This is a genomic window from Methylocapsa palsarum, from assembly GCF_900114285.1.
GTDB classification, from domain to species: Bacteria; Pseudomonadota; Alphaproteobacteria; order Rhizobiales; family Beijerinckiaceae; genus Methylocapsa; species Methylocapsa palsarum.
The window spans coordinates 12,545-32,091 of sequence record NZ_FOSN01000005.1 but is presented as its reverse complement, the minus strand read 5'-3'; the positions used below and the strand labels follow the sequence as shown (position 1 = coordinate 32,091).

Sequence of the window (19,547 nt, the reverse complement as noted above, 5' to 3'; positions counted from 1 at the left end):
CTACACCAGAGCATCCGCCATGTCGAGACGCCATCTTTAAGGTTTTCGCTTTAAGGTTTTCGCTTTCGCAGGTCGATCAGTCTATTTCTGCTTCTCACGATCAAAGGTCGTGACGCCCTCGGTGGCGTCGTCGATCAGGTCGAATCGATTTGGACTGGTCGCCTTCCATTCGGCGGTATAGCGGGAGCCATTGTTCAGCTTGATCAAGATTTTGCCGCCGGGCTGCAGCATATAGGTTCCCGACACGGGATAGGTTCCCGAGACGGGGGCGCCCGCGCCTTCCGTCGAACCTGCGTCAGGATGCAGTTGCGAAGGGTTGGTCGAGGTTAAAACCAGCGTCCTGTCCGGTTGAAACGCCAGCCGCAACGGCTTGTCGCTGGACGTCCAGTCGCCGACGATCGGGACCGCGATGGTCGGCGCCTCCCGAATTTTCTGGCGCGCCGCCATGCCGAATACCAGAACGACAAAAGTGACGCCAAGGCAAACGAGCACCAGCTCCATGATCCCGACGGGGGTGATTTTTGATTTTTTTGGCTGCGTCGTTTGTTGGTTCATGTCCGCCTCGCGCCGATCCAGGTAAATGCCAATGAAATGATTGATATAACTAAAGAACCTCGTCCCGCCGCTCACTGAGGCGGCGGCGACGCCTTGTTCGGAAGCGGAACCGACGCCTTGATCGGCGCCGAGCGCATGAACAACCCGACCGAGCCTGTTTCCGAATCGATGAGATCCATCTGGTTCGGATAGGAAGGGGTGAGAGTCGCCGTATACGTCCTGCCGTTTTTCAGTGTGACCCAAACGGTTCCGCGCGCGTCGATGGAATATTTGGCTTCGCCCGCCGCCCACGCGTCCGACCAGGCTCGCTCGGCTGGTTTCGGCTCCGAGCCCTCCGAACGCCCTGCGAGCGCCGGAGTGTTCTGAGCCGGCCCGGTCGCGATCAGGAAAGACTTATCAGGTCTGAAGTTAACGACCCAGGCTTTGTCGCTCGCGACCCATTCCCCCTCGACGGGAACATTCACGATAGTCACGGTGTCAAGGATCTGCTTCGCGCCCATCGTCACGAGCCCGAGTACGCCGAGCACCGCAAAAACCAGCATGATGACTTCGATGTGTTTCGCGCGGGCCGATTTTTCCGGCTTTGTTTCTTGTATTTCCATCCCCTGCCTCGCCTTCTTTGAGTGCGGCAAAATGGCATGTAGGCAACCTTGACGCTAGGCTCAAGGGGTATCGCCTTCAAACATGATCCTTGTCCGGTCGCCGCGGCGCAGCGAAACGTCGGGTCGAGGGTTTGGGGGTTTGGGGTTGAATAAGGAGGCCGCAAGTTGCATGTTGCGGCCTCCACGAACACGAGAACCAGAAGGCGAGCATTGGGCAGTTTCAGAGAAAAAGACTTTTCGGAGCGCAGAGGCGCGGCGGCCGAGGCGACAGCGGCGCGTTTGGCGAAGTTTCGCGCCCAGCCAGGCCCCGATGATCCGGCCGTTGTCGCGCGCGAGGCCGAGCGTAAGGCCATTCGGGAAGCGAGGGAAAAGAGAGAGGCCGAACGTGCGGCCGCCAATCTGGAAAGGCTAGCCCGCGAGGCAGCCGAGAAGGCCGCGCGCGAGGCGCAGCTCGAAGCGGAGCGAATCGCCGCCGAAGAGGCCAAGGCGGCCGAGAAGGCGGCCAAGGGAGCGGCCCTCGCGGAGCGGGCCGCCCGGGTCATTGCCGACGAGGCGGCGCGAAAAGCCGAACGGGACCGGCGCTACGCCGCGCGCAAGGCGCGGCAGGGTTAAACCCTCCGCCGCGGGCCTCCGCCCTGTAAATGACAGCGGCGGAGCGCCTTTTCAAAAAAAGCGGCGCATTTCAGGGTGAAAACGAGCCTCACCGTCAGCTTATCGCTTCAACCGCCGCAAAGAGACGCGCAATGTCTTCGTCGCGGGACAGCCGATGATCGCCGTCCTTGACGAGGGTGAGGCTTACAGGATCGCCCGCCAGATGTTCGACAAGCGTCAGGGCGCGCCGCCAGGGCGCGACCTCGTCCTGCATCCCCTGCAGGATGTGGACCGGGCAATACGCCCGCACCGGACCGCCAAGCAGAAGATGGGCGCGGCCTTCTTCGATCAGGCCCTTACTGATCCGGTCGGGCTCGGCCGAATAAGGCGATGGACGGAGCCAGACGCCCGTGCGATCCATCTCCTTTTTCGCCTTGACCGACATCTCGTCCCAAATCAATCGTTCCGTGAAATCGACAGCGGGCGCGATCAAGACCAGACCTTTCAGCCGGCTCTGTTCTCCGCTCGCGTGCAGCGCCCTTGCGCACAAAAGCGCGAGCCATCCTCCCATCGAGGAGCCGACGACGACGCTTGGCCCGTCCGTGCAAGCGCGGATCGCGGCGAGACTTTCCGTCAGCCACATGCCAATCGTCGAATCCCCGAAGGCGCCCTCAGAGTCGCCGTGTCCCGAATAATCGAACCTCAAACAGGCCCGGCCCTGCTCCGCCGCCTTGCGGTCGAGCGCCTCCGCCTTGGTTCCTCTCATGTTCGAATTGAAGCCGCCGAGCCACACCAACCCTGGAGCCCTCTGGCCGCCCTGCGCGGGAGAGCGCCGCAAAAAAGCAATGCGCCGCGCTCGATCGTCCGAGCCCACGGTCAAAAAGCCAGGCTCGGGCGAGTCCGTCGCCTGACATTGCGAGTCCGTCGCCTGACATTGAAGCAATTGATTTTTCAGCGCGATGTCCCCTGTGTGAACGATCAATTCATGATCTTGCGTAAATATTGAGCGATCAGACTTGCGGCGCTGTCTGATCGAACGCAGTCTTCATCGATGTCATCGCAATCCGGTTCCTTCTTCCGCGACAGGACGGCGCATCCCCTTGCGGGTTATACCGTGCTGCAGATCATCCCAGAGATGCATGCCGGTGCCGCCGCGCGCGCCTCGATCGACATCGCCGCTGCTTTGAGCCGCGTCGGCGCCAATGCGCTCGTCGCCGGGCGGGCCGGTCCGATGGTGAGCGAATTGCAAGCCAAGGGCGGCGTCTTTGTCGCTTTTCCCGCGCACTCGCGCAATCCTTTCGCCATGACCCTGAACGTGCGACGCCTCGCCCGTCTGATCGAGGCCGAACGCGTTGATATCGTTCATGTTCGCTCGCGCGCGGCGGCCTGGGTCGCATATGGGGCGACAAGGCTGACGAAAACGCCCTGTGTGACCAGTTTCCAGACGGGTTTCGAGACCACCGACGCATTCGCCGCGCGGTACAATTCGGTTCTGGCGCGGGGCGACGTGATCATCGCCGATTCGGCTTATGCGGCCGAACGCATCGCCGCGCGCTACCCCGCCGCCAGGGGAAAGCTCAAGATCGCGCGGCGCGGCGTCGATTGCCGGGTTTTCTCGCCGCAGGCGGTGTCGCCCGACCGCGTCCGAGCGATACGGACCGAATGGGGCGCTGCGCCGGACGAGAGCATCGTCCTTCTGGCGGCGGGCGCGGCCGCGGCGCCCGACCATAAGGTTCTCATCGAAGCGGCGCGGATTCTGATCGGCAAGGGGGTGTCCGGAACGAAATGCATCATCGCCGGCGGCGATGAAGGCGGCGGACGTCTCGCGAGGGACCTCGACCGCGCCATCGCCAAGGCGCAGTTGCAGGGGATCGTGCTGCGGACGAGCCCGATACGAGACCTCCCCGCGGCCCTTCTCGCCGCCTCGGTCGTGATTGCGCTGTCGTCGCTGACCGAAGACGGCGCAGCCCTCGAGGCGCAAGCCATGGGGACGCCGGTGATCCGGGCCGATGCGGGCGCGTCCCACGAAACCATCCTCGCGCCGCCCGAGGTCGACGATTCGGCGCGAACCGGGTGGCGGGCGCCTCTCGCGGATCCGGCAGCGCTCGCCGCGACGATCCTGACGACGCTTGATCTGGGCGCGACGGCCAAGGACCGGCTTTCGCTTCGCGCCCGGGCTCATATCGAGAGCCGGTATTCGCTCGAACAGAGCTGCCGGGCGACCCTCGACGCCTATTGCGCCGCTCGACGTGGGCGTCAAACCTGAGCGCCGCCCCGGCGAGGCGACATCGCCAGTTCAGCTCCGCTTGCGAAGCCGCTCGGTCAAGAAGGACTCGGCTGTCATGGATATGGCCGATAAGGAATACGTATGGTGCGGGCGAGGTGTTTATTGACTTCGGGCTGCAATAAACCGATGTTTATAGAGAGTCGGGTGACTTTGCTGTAATCTGCGGCGAGCCTTCGTCATGGGTTCCACCCGGAAATCAGCCGCCTGATTTCATCTCTCGATTAATTAGCACAGGAGAAGTCGCCATTCGCCGTCCGATGAAAGCCCCCCCGGTCCCGCAAAAGGACGGGCCACGTATTAACCGTGACATCCGCGCTCGTGAAGTTCAGTTGATTGACGCCGAAGGCCACAATCGAGGGGTTATCGACACGCTCGAAGCGCAGCAATCGGCCGACGATGCGGGACTTGATCTCGTCGAGATCGTTCCGACCGCAAATCCCCCGGTCTGCAAAATCCTCGACTATGGCAAGTTCCGCTTCCTCGAGCAGAAGAAATCCGCCGAGGCGCGCAAGAAGCAAAAGATCGTCGAGATCAAGGAGATCAAGCTTCGTCCCGGCATCGACGAGCATGATTACGACACCAAAATGAAAGCCGTCCGCCGGTTTTTCGAGGAAGGCGACAAAGTCAAGGTCACTTTGCGCTTCCGGGGCCGAGAGATGGCGCACCAGGATCTCGGATTTCGCCTTCTGGAGCGCGTGAAAACGGAGACGGGAACCATCGCGAAGGTCGAAGCCGAGCCCTCGATGGAAGGCCGTCAGATGATCATGGTGCTCGCGCCGAAATAATCCCCGGACTTCATGATGCCGGCTGGATTGCGGTCCGGCGGGGAAAATCGCGGCGCTTGAGGCGTGATCAGGCGGACGCCCTGCCGATCGCTGTGGCCTCGGGCACTTCGACAAGACGCCCTGTCTTCACGTCGTAATAATATCCATAGATCGGAATGCCGGCGGGGACGAGAGGATGTGAACGGATCCGTTTGACGTCCTCGACGACGCTCGCGGCCAGATCCTTGAACGTGTGCCATTTGACGAAATGGCCATGAACGCTGCCGGGACCGTGGCCATGATCGTGCCAGCCCTGCGCGTCGATCGTTGCTGTTTCCAGACTCTTATCGAGAAGATCGCTCATGATTTCGTCGTCAAACAACTGCATGCCGCAGTCGGTATGATGAACGACGAAGAACTCGCGCGTCCCCAGAAGCTTGTAGGAAATCACGAGGGACCGGATGGCGTCGTCGCTGGCCCGTCCGCCCGCGTTGCGAATCACATGGGCGTCGCCTTCGGCGAGGCCGGCGTATTTGGCGGGATCGAGCCGGGCGTCCATGCAGGTCAGAATCGCAAATCGCCGCGCAGGCGGCAAAGCCAGCGATCCCTTGTCTCCGAAACTTGCGGCGTAGGCTTCGTTGGCCTTGAGGACTTCGGGCTGAACGGAGTGGGCTTCGGGCTGGACAGACATGCATCCCTCTTTTCTGTTTTGTCGACACCTTAAAATACCAGCCGCGCGATGTCTACAGTATTTGCCCTTCCTCAAGTGGGAGGCGACAGTCTAAACAGCAAGCTCTAAGTATTTCTCAAGGATATACTGTAGATTCGGCGCAGTGTGGTTCGCTTTTGACCGGTCCGGCCTCGAATTCAAACGGACGCGGCGAGATGGGCGAAGGTTTCGACAACCTTTTCGTAAACCGGCCGCTTGAACGGTATGATGAGATCAACCAGACGGTCGATCGGCTCCCATCGCCAGGCGTCGAATTCGGGTTTTTGACCGCCGGCCGGCGTCTCGATGTTGATTTCGCTTTCCGATCCGTCGAACCGAAGCGCGAACCATTTCTGCCTCTGCCCCTGAAACCGGCCTTTCCACGCCCTGCGCGTGAATTCGGGGGGCAGATCGTAAGTGTACCATTCAGGAGATTCCGCGAGCAGGGTCGTCGACGAGACGTTGGTTTCCTCGCGTAATTCGCGCAGCGCCGCCTGAATCGGTTCTTCGCCCGCGTCGATGCCGCCCTGTGGCATTTGCCATTCATGTTCGGGACGCGCCAGATCGGACGTTTTCTTACCGCGACGGCGCCCCACGAAGACGAGTCCGTCGCCGTTCAGCAGCATGATGCCGACGCACGGGCGGTAGTTTCCTGATTGCATCATTCGATAACCTTGCAATGGCCGAACGTCTCAGCCCGCTTTGTCGTCCCTCCCGCTGTTGCGCGTCAATCCGCTTTCGACGCGTTTATTGACCGCAGATCTTCAATACGAGAGGGCGAATCAACCGTGAAGGTCGACCCGCCCTGCTTATTCAATGATTGCCGCCCCCGCGCCAGACCATTTCTGATCAATCTGCGGCGCGGTTTAGTTGGGAACCTTCACCGGTTCGTTGGAGGGTGGTGAAATCACCCGGCTGGACGATTTCGTCACGCCGCGCAGCAGGTCTTCGGCGGCGATCAACTGCTTGTCGTCCTTGGCGTTGGCCGGAACATAGGCCTGAGATCCGCCTTTTTCGTCGTCGCCGTTCTTGAGATGCCCCTTGAGCGACGCCTCGCCTTTGGTGTCGTCCTTGCCCTTCAGGTCGTCCGGAACGTCCTGGAGAATGATCATGTCCGGATCAATCCCCTTCGCCTGAATCGAGCGTCCGGACGGCGTATAGTAACGCGCCGTCGTCAGCCGGACCGCGCCGCTGTTCTGACCGAGCGGAATGATGGTCTGCACCGACCCCTTCCCGAATGAGCGCGTGCCGATGATCGTCGCGCGCTTGTGGTCCTGCAACGCTCCAGCGACGATCTCGGACGCCGAGGCGGAGCCGCCGTTGATCAGGATAACCAGCGGCTTGCCTTTGGAAAGATCGCCGGGCCGGGCGTTGTAGCGCATCGTCTCGTCCGCGTTTCTGCCCCGTGTCGAGACGATTTCGCCACGGTCGAGGAAGGCGTTGGACACCGCGATGGACTGATCGAGCAGCCCGCCGGGATTATTCCGCAGATCGAGGATATAGCCCTTGAACTTGTCCGCCGGAATCTCGGCCTGGAATTTCTGGATCGCGTTCCGGACCCCTTCAAAGGTCTGTTCGTTGAACTGGGTGATCCGGATGTAGCCGATGTCGTCGCCGTCCTTGTGGTCGCGAACCGACTTGATCTGGATCACGGCGCGGGTCAGCTTGATGTCTTGCGGGTCCTTGTTCGGCCCGCGCAAGATCTTGAGCACGACGGCGGTGTTTGGCGCGCCCCGCATCTTGTCGACAGCCTGGTTGAGGCTGAGCCCGACAACGCTCTCGTCGTCGATGGCGGTGATGATGTCGCCGGACAGAATGCCGGCCTTCGACGCAGGCGTGTCGTCGATCGGCGTCACCACCTTGATCGCGCCGTCCTCCTGGGTCACCTCGATGCCAAGGCCGCCAAATTCGCCGCGGGTCTGAACCTGCATGTCTCGGAAGCTCTTGGCGTCCATATAGCTCGAGTGCGGATCAAGCGAGCCAAGCATGCCGTTGATCGCCGATTCGACGAGCTTCTGCTCGTCAGGCTTCTCGACATAGTCAGACCGGATCTTTTCAAAGACATCGCCAAACAGATTGAGATTGCGATAGGTGTCCGAGGCCGCGGCGAGCGCCGACCCCGGCGGCAAAAACCGCGTCATTTCCGGCGCGATCGTAATGGCCGACGCGCCCAAGGCGACGCCTAAAGCTAAAATAGAGACCCTGCTGCGCATCATCCGCGAACCCTTTGCAACTCCGGCTTCACCCACCACGGGCCCGGATCGATCGCCGCCCCGTCTTTTCTAAATTCGACGTAGAGAACCGGCTCAGCCGCGCCTATGGCGATGGCCGCAGCCGTCTTCGCGGCGCCGTCGCCCATAGTTGCGACGGGTTCGCCGGCCAGAACGAACTGACCAACGTTTACGTTGATCCGTTCCATCCCAGCAAGAATTATATAATAGCCCTGCCCCGCATTTACGATCAAGAGTTGGCCATAAGACCGATACGGCCCGGCGAAAGCCACCCATCCGTCGGATGGCGAGACCACCGTGGCCTCGTTTCTGGTCGCGATCATGATCCCTTTTTCAGCTCCGCCGAAACCATCCGGCGCGCCAAAACTCCGCCGCAGCGAACCGGCCGCCGGCAGCGGAAGCAATCCTTTGGTTTCAATAAAAGCCGTGGCCGGAGCCAGTCGGCCCGGATCCTTGAACGGCGCAAGGGCGGTTTTAAGGCGTCCATCGGGCGGCGGCGCCGCAATCGCATTCTTGCGCGCCTCGTCAGCCTTGCGCGCCTCGGCGGCTCCGCGCGCCGCCGCAGCGACCTCGGCTTCCATCCGGGCGATCAGATCTTTGAGGCTCGCCGCCTGCTTTGCGAGTTCGGCGACCCGATTGCGCTCGGCGCCCAGCGCCTGTTCCGCGGCGGCGAGGGCGGATTGCCGGGCCTCCACCAGAGCCGCAAGCCGGAGACGGTCGGCGCGGAGCTTCTGGACGTCGCCCGCAAGTCCGTCGCGTTCGGCGGCGATCGACGCGCGCAATTGCAGAAGATCCTGCAGATCGGCGGCGAGCGCCTCGGCTTCGGCTTTCATTTCCGGAACGACCGACCCGAGCATCATCGAGGTCCGGATGGCGGCCAGCATGTCCTCCGGGGCGGCGAGAAGCGCGGGCGGCGGGCGCCGTCCCATCCGTTGCAAGGCGGCGAGAACCTCCGCGATCACGGCGCGGCGCGCCGTCAGCGAGCGCTGGATCGCCTCCTCGCTTCCGGTCAAGGTCTCAAGCCTCGCCTCGGCCTCGCCAATTCTGCGTTCGGCGTCGCTCACATTGCCGCTGGCGTCGAGAAGCGCCGCCGTCAGCTTCGCCCGGTCGGTGCGGATCAAGGCGATCTCGGACTCGATCTTCCGGCGCTGGTCGCCCGAGGCGTCGATCGTATCCTGCATGCCGCGCAATTCGAGCTTGCGCCCGCTCAATTCCTGCGCCTTCGGGTCGGCCGCGGTGGCAATGGGCGGATCGGGGGGCGTCTGCGCCCGCGCGGCCGGGACGACTCGCGCGGAAAGGGCAAGCGTCAGCGCGAGGCCCGCGATCATGGCTCTCGTCAAACCGGTCCGGCGAAGCGCAATGCGAATGGCCACGAATCGTCACGTCTCTTTATGCTCCAGGCCTTATCCCGGAAACAGGGTCATCGAGACAGGGGAAAATGGCTGGAGAGGGGCGAAACCGTCAATCCCGGTGATAGGGGTGCCCTGCAAGGATCGTCACCGCCCGGTAGATCTGTTCGGCGGCGAGCAGCCTCACCAGCTGATGCGGAAAGGTCATCGCACCGAACGACAGAACCATGGCGGCGCCCGCCCGGAACTCGGGGGCGAGACCGTCCGGCCCGCCGATCACGATCGCGAGCGTGGCTGCGCCCTGGTCGCGCTTTAGCCCCAGACGGCGGGCGAATTCACGGCTCGACACGTTTTCGCCGCCCTCGTCGAGGGCGATCACGTCGGCGGTCCCGATGGCGGCCCGGATCGCCTTCGCCTCCTCCGCCTTGCGGTCCTCGGCGCGGCGGGCTCGGCTCTCGTCAAATTCGCGCACGGTCACGCTCGGAAACCCGAGGCCTCGCGCGGCGGCGCCAGCACGTTCGATGTAACGCGCGGCCAGATCCCTCTCGGGACCGCGCGCGCGCCCGACGCACGCCAGGACGAGGCGCACGGGATCAGACGGCGCGCAACTCGCCGGGCCTGTCCACGCCCCACATTTTTTCGAGATTGTAGAACTGCCGGACCTCGGGCTTGAAGATATGGACGATGGCGTCGCCGCCGTCGACCAGAACCCAATCGCAGTTCTGCAACCCCTCGGCGCGCGGCGCCGCATGGCTGGCGTTCTTGAACGCCGTGATGACGCGGTCGGCGATGGCTCCGACGTGAACACTGGAGCGGCCGGTCGCGATGATCATGACGTCGGCGAGGGAGGTTTTGCCGTGCAGGTCGATTAAGACGATGTCTTCGGCTTTGAGATCTTCGAGACTCGTCAAGACAGACCGCACGAGAGCGCCGGAATGGAGGCCGGAAGGGCCTTTGACCGGATGAAACGGCAGAGCCGCTCCTTCGGATATCGTGGGGTTCAGGGCGTCGATCCTCTCTGAGCGCAAGGCGGATCGCCTAACGCTCGCTCAGCATGGCGCAGATTCGGACGAAATTCAATCGCGGGTTTTGCAAAATTCAATTCGCCAGTTTGCGCGCCGCCGCTTCACCTCCGCCGCGTTTGGCGCCAATCATCGTCAAGCCGGAATCCTGGCGACGCGAAACCCCGCCGGGAGAGAGCCATGATGCTGCGCCGTTCGATGACTTTCTCCCACGTCGTCTATGCGGCGGTTTTCCCGGGCGTGGCGGCGGTTCTGGCCTTGGTCGCCGTCCTCATCCTGACGATGCGCTACGTCGAGACGCCGCGCAGGCTCATCGTCGCGGCCGGGCCGCCCGGCGGAACGGAGGCGCAATTGATGGCGGCGCTGGCGAAAAGCCTCGATCGCGACGGCGGGGCCCTGCGGCTTTCCCTGCGCGCGGTGGAGGGACCGGCCGAAGCCGCGCGGGCCCTCGATCAGGGCGCCGCCGATCTCGCGGTGATCCGGAGCGATTCGGGAATTCCCACCCGAGGCGCGGCCGTCGCGGTCCTGCACAATGATGTCGCGGTCCTCGCGGCGACCCGCGCGTCAGGCATCACAAAACTCTCCGGCCTCGCCGGCAAACGCGTCGGGATCGTCCCGGGGACGGCGCTCAACGCCGCCTTGTTCGGCGCTGTGATCGCGGAATATGACATTGCGCCCGCGCATGTGCAGCAGGTTCTTGTTGCGCCGGACGAGGCGCAAAAGGCGCCGGCGGACCGGAAACTCGACGCTTTGTTCGCCGTCGGCCCCCTGCGCGGCCCTACCCTTCCCGCCGCCATCGCCGCCTTCGCCACGGACGCGCCAAGGCGCGAGATTTCCCTGATCCCGATCGACGCCGCCGAAGGCATGGCCGCGCGCGGCCCCGCCTACCAGAAGGTGGATTTGCCGCAGGGCCTCTTTCCCGGCGCGCCGCCGCTGCCGGATGATGATTTCGTCACGCTCGGCGTCGCGGTGCGGCTCGAGGCCCGCGCCAATCTCTCGCAGGATGTCGTGACCAATCTGACGAGGCGCCTGTTCGAGACCCGCCGCGCGCTGGAGGCGCAGGCGCCGCTCGCCGCCGCGATGGAGAAGCCCGAGGGCGATCGCGGCGCGTTTGAAGTCATCCACCCCGGCGCCGCCGCCTATTACGGCGACAGCGAAAAGAGCTTCATGGACCTCTACGGCGACTGGATCTACATCGGCGCCATGTTGCTCAGCGGGCTAGGCTCAGGCGCCGCCGCCATGGTCGGGGTGACGCGGGCGCGGGCCCGCAAGGCCGCGCTGGCGCTGATCGACCAGCTGATCGATCTGAAGCAAGTCGCGCACACCACAATGTCGCTGCCCAAGCTCGCCGAACTCGATCACGAGATCGAGGATCTCTCAACAAGGGGGCTGCGCTTCGCGCGGGATCATAATTTCGACGAGGCGGGGTTGGCGGCCTTGCGCCTCGCCATCGACGAGGCGCGGCGGGCGATCAACGATCAATGCAACGAACTGGAGGAGAAGCCGGCGCTGCTCGCCAACGCCGCGGCGGCGAAGGGGGGGCATGTCTCTCAGGGCGGCCAAATATGAGGATGAGAAGCCGCCGCTTGCAAAGGACCAACGGCTGACGCCCGTGTCACGGCTCGCGTCTGACTTGGTCGAGTTCATACGCAATGACGACGCGCAAGGGCTGCAGTTCTCGCTGCACAGTATTCCACACATATTGCGCGGCGACATCCTCGTAGTCTTGACGATAAATGTTACCTGCTCCCGCCACGCGCTTCCATGGGATCGAAGGATGCCTTTCTTTCATCTCATCAGGCAGGCGGCGCGACGCTTCCGAGATGATCTCAAGGCATCGAACGACCGCATAGACGGTGCGCAAGTCAGCGCAGAACGATTGAACCTCGAGACCTTGGGTAAAATGAACGGCGAGATCGATGTGATAAAGAATATCGCGAAGCGCAACTTCGGCCGATCTAGAACGCATAGATCGCGTCCGCCGTCACAGCGGGACGGATCGCGGGTTTCAGAGCCTCGTGGCTGACAACATCGACCGGAACTCCGAAGAAGCCTGCGATCTGCTCTTTCAAGCCGACGTACTCATAAAGGCTGATCTGCGCGCCGGGATCGACCTCGATCATGATGTCGATATCGCTGTCGGGACGATGATCGCCGCGTGCTCGCGAGCCGAACAGGGCGGCGTGGGTCACGCCGAGCGCCCGCAAGGCCGCTTCGTTTTCCCGCAGTTTGGCGATGATGTCCTGTTTTTCCATCGGACCAATATACCACAACGATGCGGCGCGTTTTGCGCCAATTTTTTTAGGACCGGACTTACGCCGCCGCCCCATCCGCCGCCATCAGCGCAAGCCCCGACGCCACCGATTGAAACGCGTCGCCGATGTGGATTTTCTCCTCGCCGAACCGTGTCGCAAACAGCTTTCGTACCGCCGGCACATAGGACGTCCCGCCGGTGACGAAGACCGCGTCGATATCCTCCGGCGCCAGCCTAGCCCCTTTGAGCGTTGCGTCCATCGCCCCGCCGATGCGTTCCAGATCGCCCGCGATCCAGGTCTCGAACTCCTTGCGCGTCACAGAGGCGTCGATGTCGATGCCCTCGCGCTTAAACACGAACCGCGCCTCGTCCGCGTCCGACAGCTGCGCCTTGAGCGCGCCAACGGAGCGGTAGAGCTCGAAGCCGAGATCGTGTTCGATGAGCGCGATCAGATCGGCCAGCCTGTCGGGTTCTTCCGCACAAGCGGCGAGCTTGCGCAATTCGCTCAACGTATGCGCCGATTTCAGCCACGAGAGCTGATGCCATTGCGCGAAGGCGGCGTGAAAATAGGCCGGGACCGGCAGCAGCTTGCCGAAGGAACGGTAGAGCGTCCCCTTGCCGAGCCGCGGCGCGACGACATGATCGACAATCCGGAAATCGAAGGAATCGCCCGCAACCCCGACGCCGCCGTGGCCGAGCGGCTTTGCAGAGAGACGCCCCGCCTCCCGGGAAAACCTCAGCACAGAAAAATCGCTGGTGCCGCCGCCGAAATCGGCGACGAGCACGGTCTCGTCGCGTTGCAGCTTGCGGGCGTAATAATAGGCCGCGCCAAGGGGTTCATAGGCGAGGTCGATCCCCTCCAGTCCGGCCATCGCATAGGCGCTCGCGAGCCGTGCGACCGCCAGATCCTCGTCGGCGCGTTCGCCCGCGAAGACGACGGGCCGCCCTGCCCGGCTGGACAAAGGCTTCGCGCCGCGCAGCGAGTCATGATCGAAGAGATGGCCCAGAAACGTCGCGACGAGCTTCTCGATGGTGAAGCGCTCGCCGTAGAGCCGCGTCTCGGTGAAGAGCGGGCTGGCGAGATGGGTCTTGATCGACTGGATGAATCGCTGCTCGCCCTCCTGCGCGATGGCTCTGGCGATGGCGTCGGGACCCGCCGCATGGCAGACCTTGCGCCCCTCGCGCCAGAACATCAAAGCGGTGCGGAAGTTGCTCGAAGCCCCAAGGTCCGAAGGAAAGACGAGGCTTTCGACATGGCCGCCCTCATAGGCGAGCGCGACGACGCTGTTCGTCGTGCCGAAATCGACGCCAAGACCGATGGGCGGAGCATTGCCCGGCAGGAAAGCAGCTGAAGACAAAATTCACCCAACGCCAGAGACGAAAGCCAAGAAAAAGGCCCGCGGGGATGTTCCCCGCGGGCCGTCAGTCAGAAGCCGAAAGATTCCGGCCTATTCGTCGGAGGTTTTCTTACCCTTCGGCGTGTCCTCGCGCGCCTTCAGCGCAGCGCCGAGAATGTCGCCCAGCGAAGCGCCCGAGTCGGCGGAGCCATATTGCGCGATGGCCTCCTTCTCCTCGGCGACTTCCAGCGCCTTGATCGAGACCGAGACCTTGCGGGCGCGGCGGTCGAACAAGGTGATGCGGGCGTCGACCTTCTCGCCGACGGCGAACCGCTCGGGCCGCTGATCGGCGCGGTCGCGCGCGAGTTCGTTGCGCTTGATGAAGGCGGTGAACTCAGTCCCGACGATTTTGACGTCGAGGCCGCCGTCCTTGACTTCGAGCACTTCGCAGGTGACGACCGAACCCTTCTTGAGTTCGCCCGAACCGCCCTCCTCGGAGGGTTTGGCGCCGGCGCCGGCGGCCTCTCCGGGACGCGCGGCGAACGGGTCGGACGTCAGCTGCTTGACGCCGAGCGAGACGCGCTCCTTCTCGATATCGACGTCAAGAACCTTGGCCTTGACCATATCGCCTTTCTTGTAGTCCTCGATGACCTGCTCGCCGGGCTTCGACCAGTCGAGATCGGAGAGATGCACCATCCCGTCGACGTCGCCTTCGAGGCCGATGAAAAGCCCGAACTCGGTCTTGTTCTTGACCTCGCCCTCGACTTCGGAGCCGATCGGGAACTTCTCGGCGAAGGCTTCCCAGGGGTTGGCGAGGGTCTGCTTGAGGCCGAGCGAAATCCGGCGCTTGACAGGATCGACCTCGAGCACCTGAACGTCGACTTCCTGGCTCGTCGCGACGATCTTGCCGGGATGGACGTTCTTCTTGGTCCAGGACATTTCCGAAACGTGGATCAGGCCTTCGATGCCCGGCTCCAACTCGACGAACGCGCCATAGTCGGTGATGTTGGTCACGCGGCCCTGGAACCTCGCGTCCACCGGGTATTTGGCCTCGATACCCTGCCACGGATCTTCCAGCAGCTGCTTGACGCCAAGCGAGATGCGGTGCGTCTCGTGGTTGATCTTGATGATCTTGACGCGGACGGTCTGGCCGATGGTCAGCACCTCGGTCGGATGATTGACCCGGCGCCAGGCGATGTCGGTGACATGCAGCAGTCCGTCGATGCCGCCGAGATCGACGAAGGCGCCGTAATCGGTGATGTTCTTCACCATGCCCTCGATCACCTGGCCCTCTTCGAGGTTGGCGACGATCTCGTGGCGCTGCTCGGCGCGGGATTCTTCGAGGACGGTGCGGCGCGACACGACGATATTGCCGCGGCGGCGGTCCATCTTGAGAATCTGGAACGGCTGCGGCACCTGCATCAGGGGGGTGACGTCGCGGATCGGGCGGATGTCGACCTGGCTGCGCGGCAGAAAGGCCACGGCGCCGTCGAGATCGACGGTGAAGCCGCCCTTGACCTGGTTGAAGATGATCCCTTCAACCTTTTCCTGCTTCTCGAACGCCTTTTCGAGCTTGACCCAGCTCTCTTCGCGGCGGGCCTTGTCGCGGGAAATGACCGCCTCGCCGAGGGCGTTCTCGATGCGCTCGAGATAGACCTCGACCTCGTCGCCGACCTTCAGCGCGCCTTCGCGGCCGGGACCCTGGAATTCCTTGAGCGACACGCGTCCTTCGGTCTTGAGGCCGAGATCAACGACGGCGACGTCCTTTTCGATCGCGACGACCTTGCCCTTGATGACCGAGCCCTCGAAGGCCTCGTTCTGGCCGTAGCTCTCGTCAAGAAGCGCCGCGAAATCCTCGCGCGAGGGCGCGTAGGTGCTGGTAGATGCCATTTGTTCTCCTGATGGCCCGATGTCGGGCGGCGCCGGGGTTAAGGGTTGAGGGCGCGTTCGCCCGCCTGCGTCCCTCCGATGCGAAGGGACCACCGCTTAAAAGCGGGCCGGCGCTGGGCCGGCGGGAAAACGCGAGTTGACGATGGACCATTTAGCAAGCCCCGTTCGCGGGAGCAAGGGCGCGGCCGAATTTATACTTCAGCCAGAACGGACGCCTGTCGCGGATTGGCGACATAGCCGCGAGAAACGGCCCGGCCCGGCTTTTCCGTGTCGGCGCCGCCCTCCCGCGATCGTTTCTGCCCAAGACGCCGCCAGTCAGGCCAGCAATCATCGGCCTCGGACAAGCTCGAGCCGATCATGAAAAATGTCGTCGTAGGCGCGCTTGCCTTGAGCCCGGCGCTGTTTTCGTCGCGGTCAATTGCGCGGACCGCCTCCCGGGCGGACGCCTGCGTGTTGTCGCCCCCGATCATTGTGTTTACGCCTGGTGCGGGAGCGTGGAAAGACGTGAAGATCGCCAGACTTTATTTCCCACATCCGTCACCCGGCTATAGTAGGCGACTGGCAAAGCCGGTGAATTGCCGGTAAAATCAAATCCGCTCGTGAAAATCTGCATCAGGCCCGTCGTCCGCGCCTAAATAATCTCGATTTAGAGTCTCTCTTGCAGCATGATTTGGTTCAGTAGAGCCATCGCTTCAATCGAGAGTCGAGAGTTAGAAAAATATTTGCCGCTTGTTTTGGAGTTGTTCAAATGAGGGCCAAGATATTTTCGCTGTTGAGTCTTTTGTCAACGCTCGCATTTTGTCCTTCTACGGCGTCTGCGCTTGGTTACTGCAATTTTGATTATATTCCCGCCGGCCTGATCGGCGATAAATATAAGGAGCTGGTCACACGATCTCCGCCCGCTCCGATCGGGTGTCCGCTCAGCCCGGTCCGAAAAATTCCGGGAGGAAACGGCGTTTACGCCGATTTCGCCAACGGACAGATCATCTGGTCGCCGGACCAGAAAATGGTTATCGCTTCTTACGGGGTCCCCGATTCGAATGGCGCTCACAGTACGAACGGTCCGATAAAAGTCGAATGGCGCGTGACGGACCAGTATCGTTACGACAAATTCGTCGTCCACGCCTTTTCCGATTATGACCACGATCCGCAACCGGATGACATCGAGGTAGGCGGCGGAACGCAAGGCTCCGCCGAGGTGAGCAAAAATCTGCCGTCAGGCCGAATTGTGATTGTCGTGCGCGGTTGCGACAGCAATCCGCCTTTCAAGGATGTCTGCCGTCAGGGGTGGAGCAATCCGTCGTTCGTGGATATTGGCTCGATTGATGTTGGGCACAAGGCACCCGGCAATTATCCTGTCCCCGGCGATCCCAACACCCTGCAATTCACACTGGACGAGCCGCTGCTTCCGGCGGCGACCGTCCAGGATGTGCGCGACAGTTTTGAGGACCGCATCCGCGCCGCCCTTTTGCCAAGCTGCGTCGCCGGGCTCGGCGGCGACCTCGGCGAATCCCTTGCGAATAATGCTCTCGGCAAGCTGTATATGTCCGATGCGCCCTATATTCCGCAATGCGACCAACGCAAACTGATCGCCGACGCCAATAGCGCTCTCGCCGCCGCCCATAAAACGTCTGAGGTCGGCACAGATTTCGAAACCCAGAACGGAACTGATTTTTCCATTGGCGCGGGTACGGCGGTTATCATGGATGGCGTTGCGGGGCCCGCCGGCGCATTGCTGGGAGGGCTTTTCGGAACGATTTTTGGCGCGACGACCTGCAACCATCCAGGTGATTATGACATGGCTCTGGTGAGCCTCATTCCGATTGTCTACGAATACTACAATAAGCCGCAAAAGCTTCATACGAGCGTTCGTAACCACATCATTCACGACCTGCTGACCGAAACCGGCGGCGTCGCCAATGTGCGGACCAATAATTCCATTTGTGGCGTCTTGCAGATTCACGAGACCGAGAACCACATGAACATGACTGAATCGTCCCGCTATCTGACAAATCAGCTCTTGTTGAGGGAGGCGGAGGCCGCGCATCAAAAAGACCCACAATCGCCGGCGCTGGCCGCCGCCCGGCAGAAATATGACAATTCCATCAATGGAATGGACAAATGGATGCTGCAGCGGCTGCAAGGCTTTTTACAAAGCGATTTTCACGAATACAACGCCCGGCCCTACGCAAGGCTTTCGATGAGGGCGTTACACAATTTGGCGGAATATGCTCAAATCGACGCGACGCAAAGGCCCGTCGCTGACGCCGCAACAATGGTTTTGGATTATCTCGCCGCGCGATTTGCGGCGTCGAGCAACGGCCTTCGCCGGGCGGCGACATTCCGGAGGCATTTTGATCATCGTTCTTACGGCCCCTTTTTTGGCAATTACAGCGATGAGGAGACCTGGTGGGGCGCCACCATGTTCGGAGCCACTCAAAAGCTGATCGAACTTCGCCACGGACGCGCGGATTGGGGCTCTGGTTCGGATATGGGACAGTTGGCGATCGGCCGCTACCGGGTCAATGACCTTATTGTGGACCTGTTGTTGCGCCATGAAAACGCGCTTTACGATGGTCTCGCGCAGACGAACTATTTTCAGACCTACCGTCATGAAGGGTTCGAAGCCTATTATCATTCGAACAGTTATCTGATCAGCTCCGGCGGGATTTATACGCCTTTGACGGGGGAATATGTTACTGGCGCCGGACACGGCGCGGAGAGCTTTGAACACGATTCCCTCGGGGCGGCGCTCCCAACAGTGGTGATGCCAAAGTGGAGTTTGGGCAAGGATCGTACTGAACTCATCCGCATCGACGGCCACAAAGACGATGACAGCCGCTTCAACAATTGCGTCGGACCAAATTTTGCGTGCGGACTCAATCCTGTGGTTCCCGATGACTTACAGGGCCGATTCCGCCAGGGACCGCGCCCCTGCGCATTTGCCGTAGCCGGATTAATTGCCGACAAATGGAATCAGATGGGCGCTGAAAAAGGAGTGTTTGGCTGCCCGACGACGGCCGAAGCAAACAGCGCCGAGGGCCAAGGACGTTTCCAGATGTTTGAGCGCGGCGAAATCCTGGCCTCGCCAGGACAAAATATGGTGTTGGCCGCATTTTATAAGAGCGGCAGCAACGACATCGCGGTCGAGTGGGCGATCACCACACGTTACTCTTATGATTTTTTCAATGTGCGCTGGGACAAGGATGGGGTCAATCTTGGCCAATGGGCGGTTCAGCATGATGATCCCAATGCTTCGCGCACTGGCGGCAACTGGACCGTTCCGACAAAAGGCAACGGCAAATATCGCATCGTGGTCGAAGGGTGCGACGGCCGGCCATTGAGCAACTCGGAATGCCGCCAGGGCTTCTCGGCACCGTTGATCCTCAATTTGCCGGGATTTGGCGCCTGCACGATCGTCAACGGCGCCTGGACCTTTGTCGATATGACGGCGGGGTGTGACGGCCTGCCGGACGCAGGGTTTTTCGCAGCCGTCAATGTTCTGCCGTGCGAACGCGACGACTGCAAATTCGGATTTATTTATACGAACGAAAAAGAAAACGACACTTTGACCTCTTTCGAAGAAAAGGTCATCCACAATAATGGATTCACCACTTATGTTTCGGACGGCGTCAATCAGTTTAAGAAAAACGACGGCGGCGCAGTAAATTTCAAGCCTCGCCACGACGCCAATGAGTTGGGAATTGTCCACATGGACGACTGGCCGCTCAACACATATGATATGGAAAGCCTGCGCCTCGCCAAGGGCGATGTTGTCGACGCCGATGGCAAGGGGTGCGTCGTCATCACAAACCAGAGTCTGCACAAGGCCCTGTTTCTGGACTTCCGAAATTGGGAACATCCATTAGAGCGTGTTGTGCCTTTAATTAACATCGTCAACTGCCAAAACGTCGGCGGCCTGACGTCGCCTTAGAGCATATTCCGATCGGATTGAA

General features: G+C 61.8%; 20 protein-coding genes and 1 pseudogene. 6 read left to right on the top strand and 15 right to left on the bottom strand.

Annotated features, from left to right (window positions below):
* Positions 1 to 81: 81 nt before the first annotated feature.
* Positions 82 to 555 carry a hypothetical protein gene (locus tag BM177_RS06990; protein ID WP_139223543.1) on the bottom strand — a complete coding sequence of 158 codons (474 nt, stop codon included), beginning with the start codon at positions 553 to 555 and terminating at the stop codon, positions 82 to 84.
* 71 nt (positions 556 to 626) lie between these two features.
* Positions 627 to 1,157, bottom strand: coding sequence for a hypothetical protein (locus BM177_RS06985; protein ID WP_091680417.1), 531 nt, complete (start codon positions 1,155 to 1,157; stop codon positions 627 to 629).
* A 210-nt stretch (positions 1,158 to 1,367) separates the two neighbouring features.
* On the opposite strand from BM177_RS06985, the gene BM177_RS06980 reads away from it, so the two are divergent.
* A complete protein-coding gene (locus BM177_RS06980; RefSeq protein WP_091680415.1) occupies positions 1,368 to 1,769 on the top strand; it encodes a DUF6481 family protein in 402 nt (133 codons plus the stop codon).
* A 94-nt stretch (positions 1,770 to 1,863) separates the two neighbouring features.
* Here the strand turns inward: BM177_RS06980 and BM177_RS06975 are convergent, their stop codons facing one another.
* Entirely contained in the window at positions 1,864 to 2,691 is an 828-nt protein-coding gene (locus BM177_RS06975) for an alpha/beta hydrolase (RefSeq protein WP_091680830.1), read from the bottom strand.
* Between the two features lie 108 nt (positions 2,692 to 2,799).
* Between BM177_RS06975 and BM177_RS06970 the strand changes: the two genes are divergently transcribed.
* On the top strand, positions 2,800 to 4,014 hold the full coding sequence (locus tag BM177_RS06970) for a glycosyltransferase (protein ID WP_091680412.1): 1,215 nt from the start codon (positions 2,800 to 2,802) through the stop codon (positions 4,012 to 4,014).
* Positions 4,015 to 4,292: 278 nt separating this feature from the next.
* Positions 4,293 to 4,820: a translation initiation factor IF-3 gene (infC, locus tag BM177_RS06965; RefSeq protein WP_091680410.1), complete on the top strand. Its 528-nt coding sequence runs from the start codon at positions 4,293 to 4,295 to the stop codon at positions 4,818 to 4,820.
* Between the two features lie 67 nt (positions 4,821 to 4,887).
* Here infC and BM177_RS06960 read toward each other — a convergent pair whose 3' ends face one another.
* The 6 genes from BM177_RS06960 to rsfS form a co-directional block, all read right to left on the bottom strand.
* The gene (locus tag BM177_RS06960) at positions 4,888 to 5,490 is read right to left on the bottom strand and encodes a beta-class carbonic anhydrase (RefSeq protein WP_091680407.1); all 603 of its coding nucleotides are present in this window, start codon (positions 5,488 to 5,490) and stop codon (positions 4,888 to 4,890) included.
* A gap of 176 nt (positions 5,491 to 5,666) precedes the next feature.
* Positions 5,667 to 6,173: an RNA pyrophosphohydrolase gene (locus BM177_RS06955; RefSeq protein WP_091680404.1), complete on the bottom strand. Its 507-nt coding sequence runs from the start codon at positions 6,171 to 6,173 to the stop codon at positions 5,667 to 5,669.
* A 201-nt stretch (positions 6,174 to 6,374) separates the two neighbouring features.
* Positions 6,375 to 7,721, bottom strand: coding sequence for a S41 family peptidase (locus BM177_RS06950; RefSeq protein ID WP_091680828.1), 1,347 nt, complete (start codon positions 7,719 to 7,721; stop codon positions 6,375 to 6,377).
* On the bottom strand, positions 7,721 to 9,067 hold the full coding sequence (locus tag BM177_RS06945; RefSeq protein ID WP_091680402.1) for a murein hydrolase activator EnvC family protein: 1,347 nt from the start codon (positions 9,065 to 9,067) through the stop codon (positions 7,721 to 7,723). Before BM177_RS06945 ends, BM177_RS06950 begins: the two co-directional genes overlap by 1 nt.
* 133 nt (positions 9,068 to 9,200) lie before the next feature.
* Entirely contained in the window at positions 9,201 to 9,677 is a 477-nt protein-coding gene (gene rlmH, locus BM177_RS06940) for a 23S rRNA (pseudouridine(1915)-N(3))-methyltransferase RlmH (RefSeq protein WP_091680400.1), read from the bottom strand.
* A 4-nt stretch (positions 9,678 to 9,681) separates the two neighbouring features.
* Complete coding sequence (rsfS, locus tag BM177_RS06935; RefSeq protein ID WP_425284376.1) at positions 9,682 to 10,116, bottom strand: ribosome silencing factor; 435 nt, start codon at positions 10,114 to 10,116, stop codon at positions 9,682 to 9,684.
* Positions 10,117 to 10,290: 174 nt separating this feature from the next.
* Between rsfS and BM177_RS06930 the strand changes: the two genes are divergently transcribed.
* Positions 10,291 to 11,679 (top strand): TAXI family TRAP transporter solute-binding subunit, encoded by a 1,389-nt coding sequence (locus BM177_RS06930; RefSeq protein WP_091680397.1) that lies wholly within the window; start codon positions 10,291 to 10,293, stop codon positions 11,677 to 11,679.
* Between the two features lie 46 nt (positions 11,680 to 11,725).
* Here the strand turns inward: BM177_RS06930 and BM177_RS06925 are convergent, their stop codons facing one another.
* From BM177_RS06925 to BM177_RS06905, 5 genes are all read right to left on the bottom strand, one after another.
* Entirely contained in the window at positions 11,726 to 12,079 is a 354-nt protein-coding gene (locus tag BM177_RS06925) for a HepT-like ribonuclease domain-containing protein (protein WP_091680395.1), read from the bottom strand.
* Positions 12,069 to 12,383 (bottom strand): nucleotidyltransferase family protein, encoded by a 315-nt coding sequence (locus BM177_RS06920; RefSeq protein ID WP_244532184.1) that lies wholly within the window; start codon positions 12,381 to 12,383, stop codon positions 12,069 to 12,071. Before BM177_RS06920 ends, BM177_RS06925 begins: the two co-directional genes overlap by 11 nt.
* Before the next feature lie 40 nt (positions 12,384 to 12,423).
* Positions 12,424 to 13,722, bottom strand: coding sequence for an Hsp70 family protein (locus BM177_RS06915; RefSeq protein ID WP_244532183.1), 1,299 nt, complete (start codon positions 13,720 to 13,722; stop codon positions 12,424 to 12,426).
* Positions 13,723 to 13,812: 90 nt separating this feature from the next.
* Positions 13,813 to 15,591, bottom strand: coding sequence for a 30S ribosomal protein S1 (rpsA, locus tag BM177_RS06910; protein ID WP_091680389.1), 1,779 nt, complete (start codon positions 15,589 to 15,591; stop codon positions 13,813 to 13,815).
* A 191-nt stretch (positions 15,592 to 15,782) separates the two neighbouring features.
* Positions 15,783 to 16,061: a hypothetical protein gene (locus BM177_RS06905; protein ID WP_091680387.1), complete on the bottom strand. Its 279-nt coding sequence runs from the start codon at positions 16,059 to 16,061 to the stop codon at positions 15,783 to 15,785.
* A gap of 278 nt (positions 16,062 to 16,339) precedes the next feature.
* On the opposite strand from BM177_RS06905, the pseudogene BM177_RS21095 reads away from it, so the two are divergent.
* Positions 16,340 to 16,660 (top strand): annotated as a pseudogene (locus BM177_RS21095) (hypothetical protein); the annotation flags it as partial.
* A 147-nt stretch (positions 16,661 to 16,807) separates the two neighbouring features.
* On the opposite strand, the gene BM177_RS20520 reads toward BM177_RS21095, so the two are convergent.
* Positions 16,808 to 17,734 (bottom strand): hypothetical protein, encoded by a 927-nt coding sequence (locus BM177_RS20520; protein WP_244532182.1) that lies wholly within the window; start codon positions 17,732 to 17,734, stop codon positions 16,808 to 16,810.
* On the opposite strand from BM177_RS20520, the gene BM177_RS20515 reads away from it, so the two are divergent.
* Positions 17,717 to 19,525 carry an LGFP repeat-containing protein gene (locus BM177_RS20515; RefSeq protein WP_244532181.1) on the top strand — a complete coding sequence of 603 codons (1,809 nt, stop codon included), beginning with the start codon at positions 17,717 to 17,719 and terminating at the stop codon, positions 19,523 to 19,525. The genes BM177_RS20520 and BM177_RS20515 overlap by 18 nt on opposite strands.
* Positions 19,526 to 19,547: the final 22 nt, after the last annotated feature.

What these genes read in the sequence shown, in the direction of transcription:
- BM177_RS06990 (WP_139223543.1), bottom strand. Translation starts at nt 555, where the DNA reads ATGAACCAACAAACGACGCAGCCAAAAAAATCAAAAATCACCCCCGTC.
- BM177_RS06985 (WP_091680417.1), bottom strand. Translation starts at nt 1,157, where the DNA reads ATGGAAATACAAGAAACAAAGCCGGAAAAATCGGCCCGCGCGAAACAC.
- BM177_RS06970 (WP_091680412.1), top strand. Translation starts at nt 2,800, where the DNA reads ATGTCATCGCAATCCGGTTCCTTCTTCCGCGACAGGACGGCGCATCCC.
- infC (WP_091680410.1), top strand. Translation starts at nt 4,293, where the DNA reads ATGAAAGCCCCCCCGGTCCCGCAAAAGGACGGGCCACGTATTAACCGT.
- BM177_RS06960 (WP_091680407.1), bottom strand. Translation starts at nt 5,490, where the DNA reads ATGTCTGTCCAGCCCGAAGCCCACTCCGTTCAGCCCGAAGTCCTCAAG.
- BM177_RS06955 (WP_091680404.1), bottom strand. Translation starts at nt 6,173, where the DNA reads ATGATGCAATCAGGAAACTACCGCCCGTGCGTCGGCATCATGCTGCTG.
- BM177_RS06950 (WP_091680828.1), bottom strand. Translation starts at nt 7,721, where the DNA reads ATGCGCAGCAGGGTCTCTATTTTAGCTTTAGGCGTCGCCTTGGGCGCG.
- BM177_RS06945 (WP_091680402.1), bottom strand. Translation starts at nt 9,067, where the DNA reads ATGATCGCGGGCCTCGCGCTGACGCTTGCCCTTTCCGCGCGAGTCGTC.
- BM177_RS06930 (WP_091680397.1), top strand. Translation starts at nt 10,291, where the DNA reads ATGATGCTGCGCCGTTCGATGACTTTCTCCCACGTCGTCTATGCGGCG.
- BM177_RS06925 (WP_091680395.1), bottom strand. Translation starts at nt 12,079, where the DNA reads ATGCGTTCTAGATCGGCCGAAGTTGCGCTTCGCGATATTCTTTATCAC.
- rpsA (WP_091680389.1), bottom strand. Translation starts at nt 15,591, where the DNA reads ATGGCATCTACCAGCACCTACGCGCCCTCGCGCGAGGATTTCGCGGCG.
- BM177_RS06905 (WP_091680387.1), bottom strand. Translation starts at nt 16,061, where the DNA reads ATGATCGGGGGCGACAACACGCAGGCGTCCGCCCGGGAGGCGGTCCGC.
- BM177_RS20515 (WP_244532181.1), top strand. Translation starts at nt 17,717, where the DNA reads ATGCTGCAGCGGCTGCAAGGCTTTTTACAAAGCGATTTTCACGAATAC.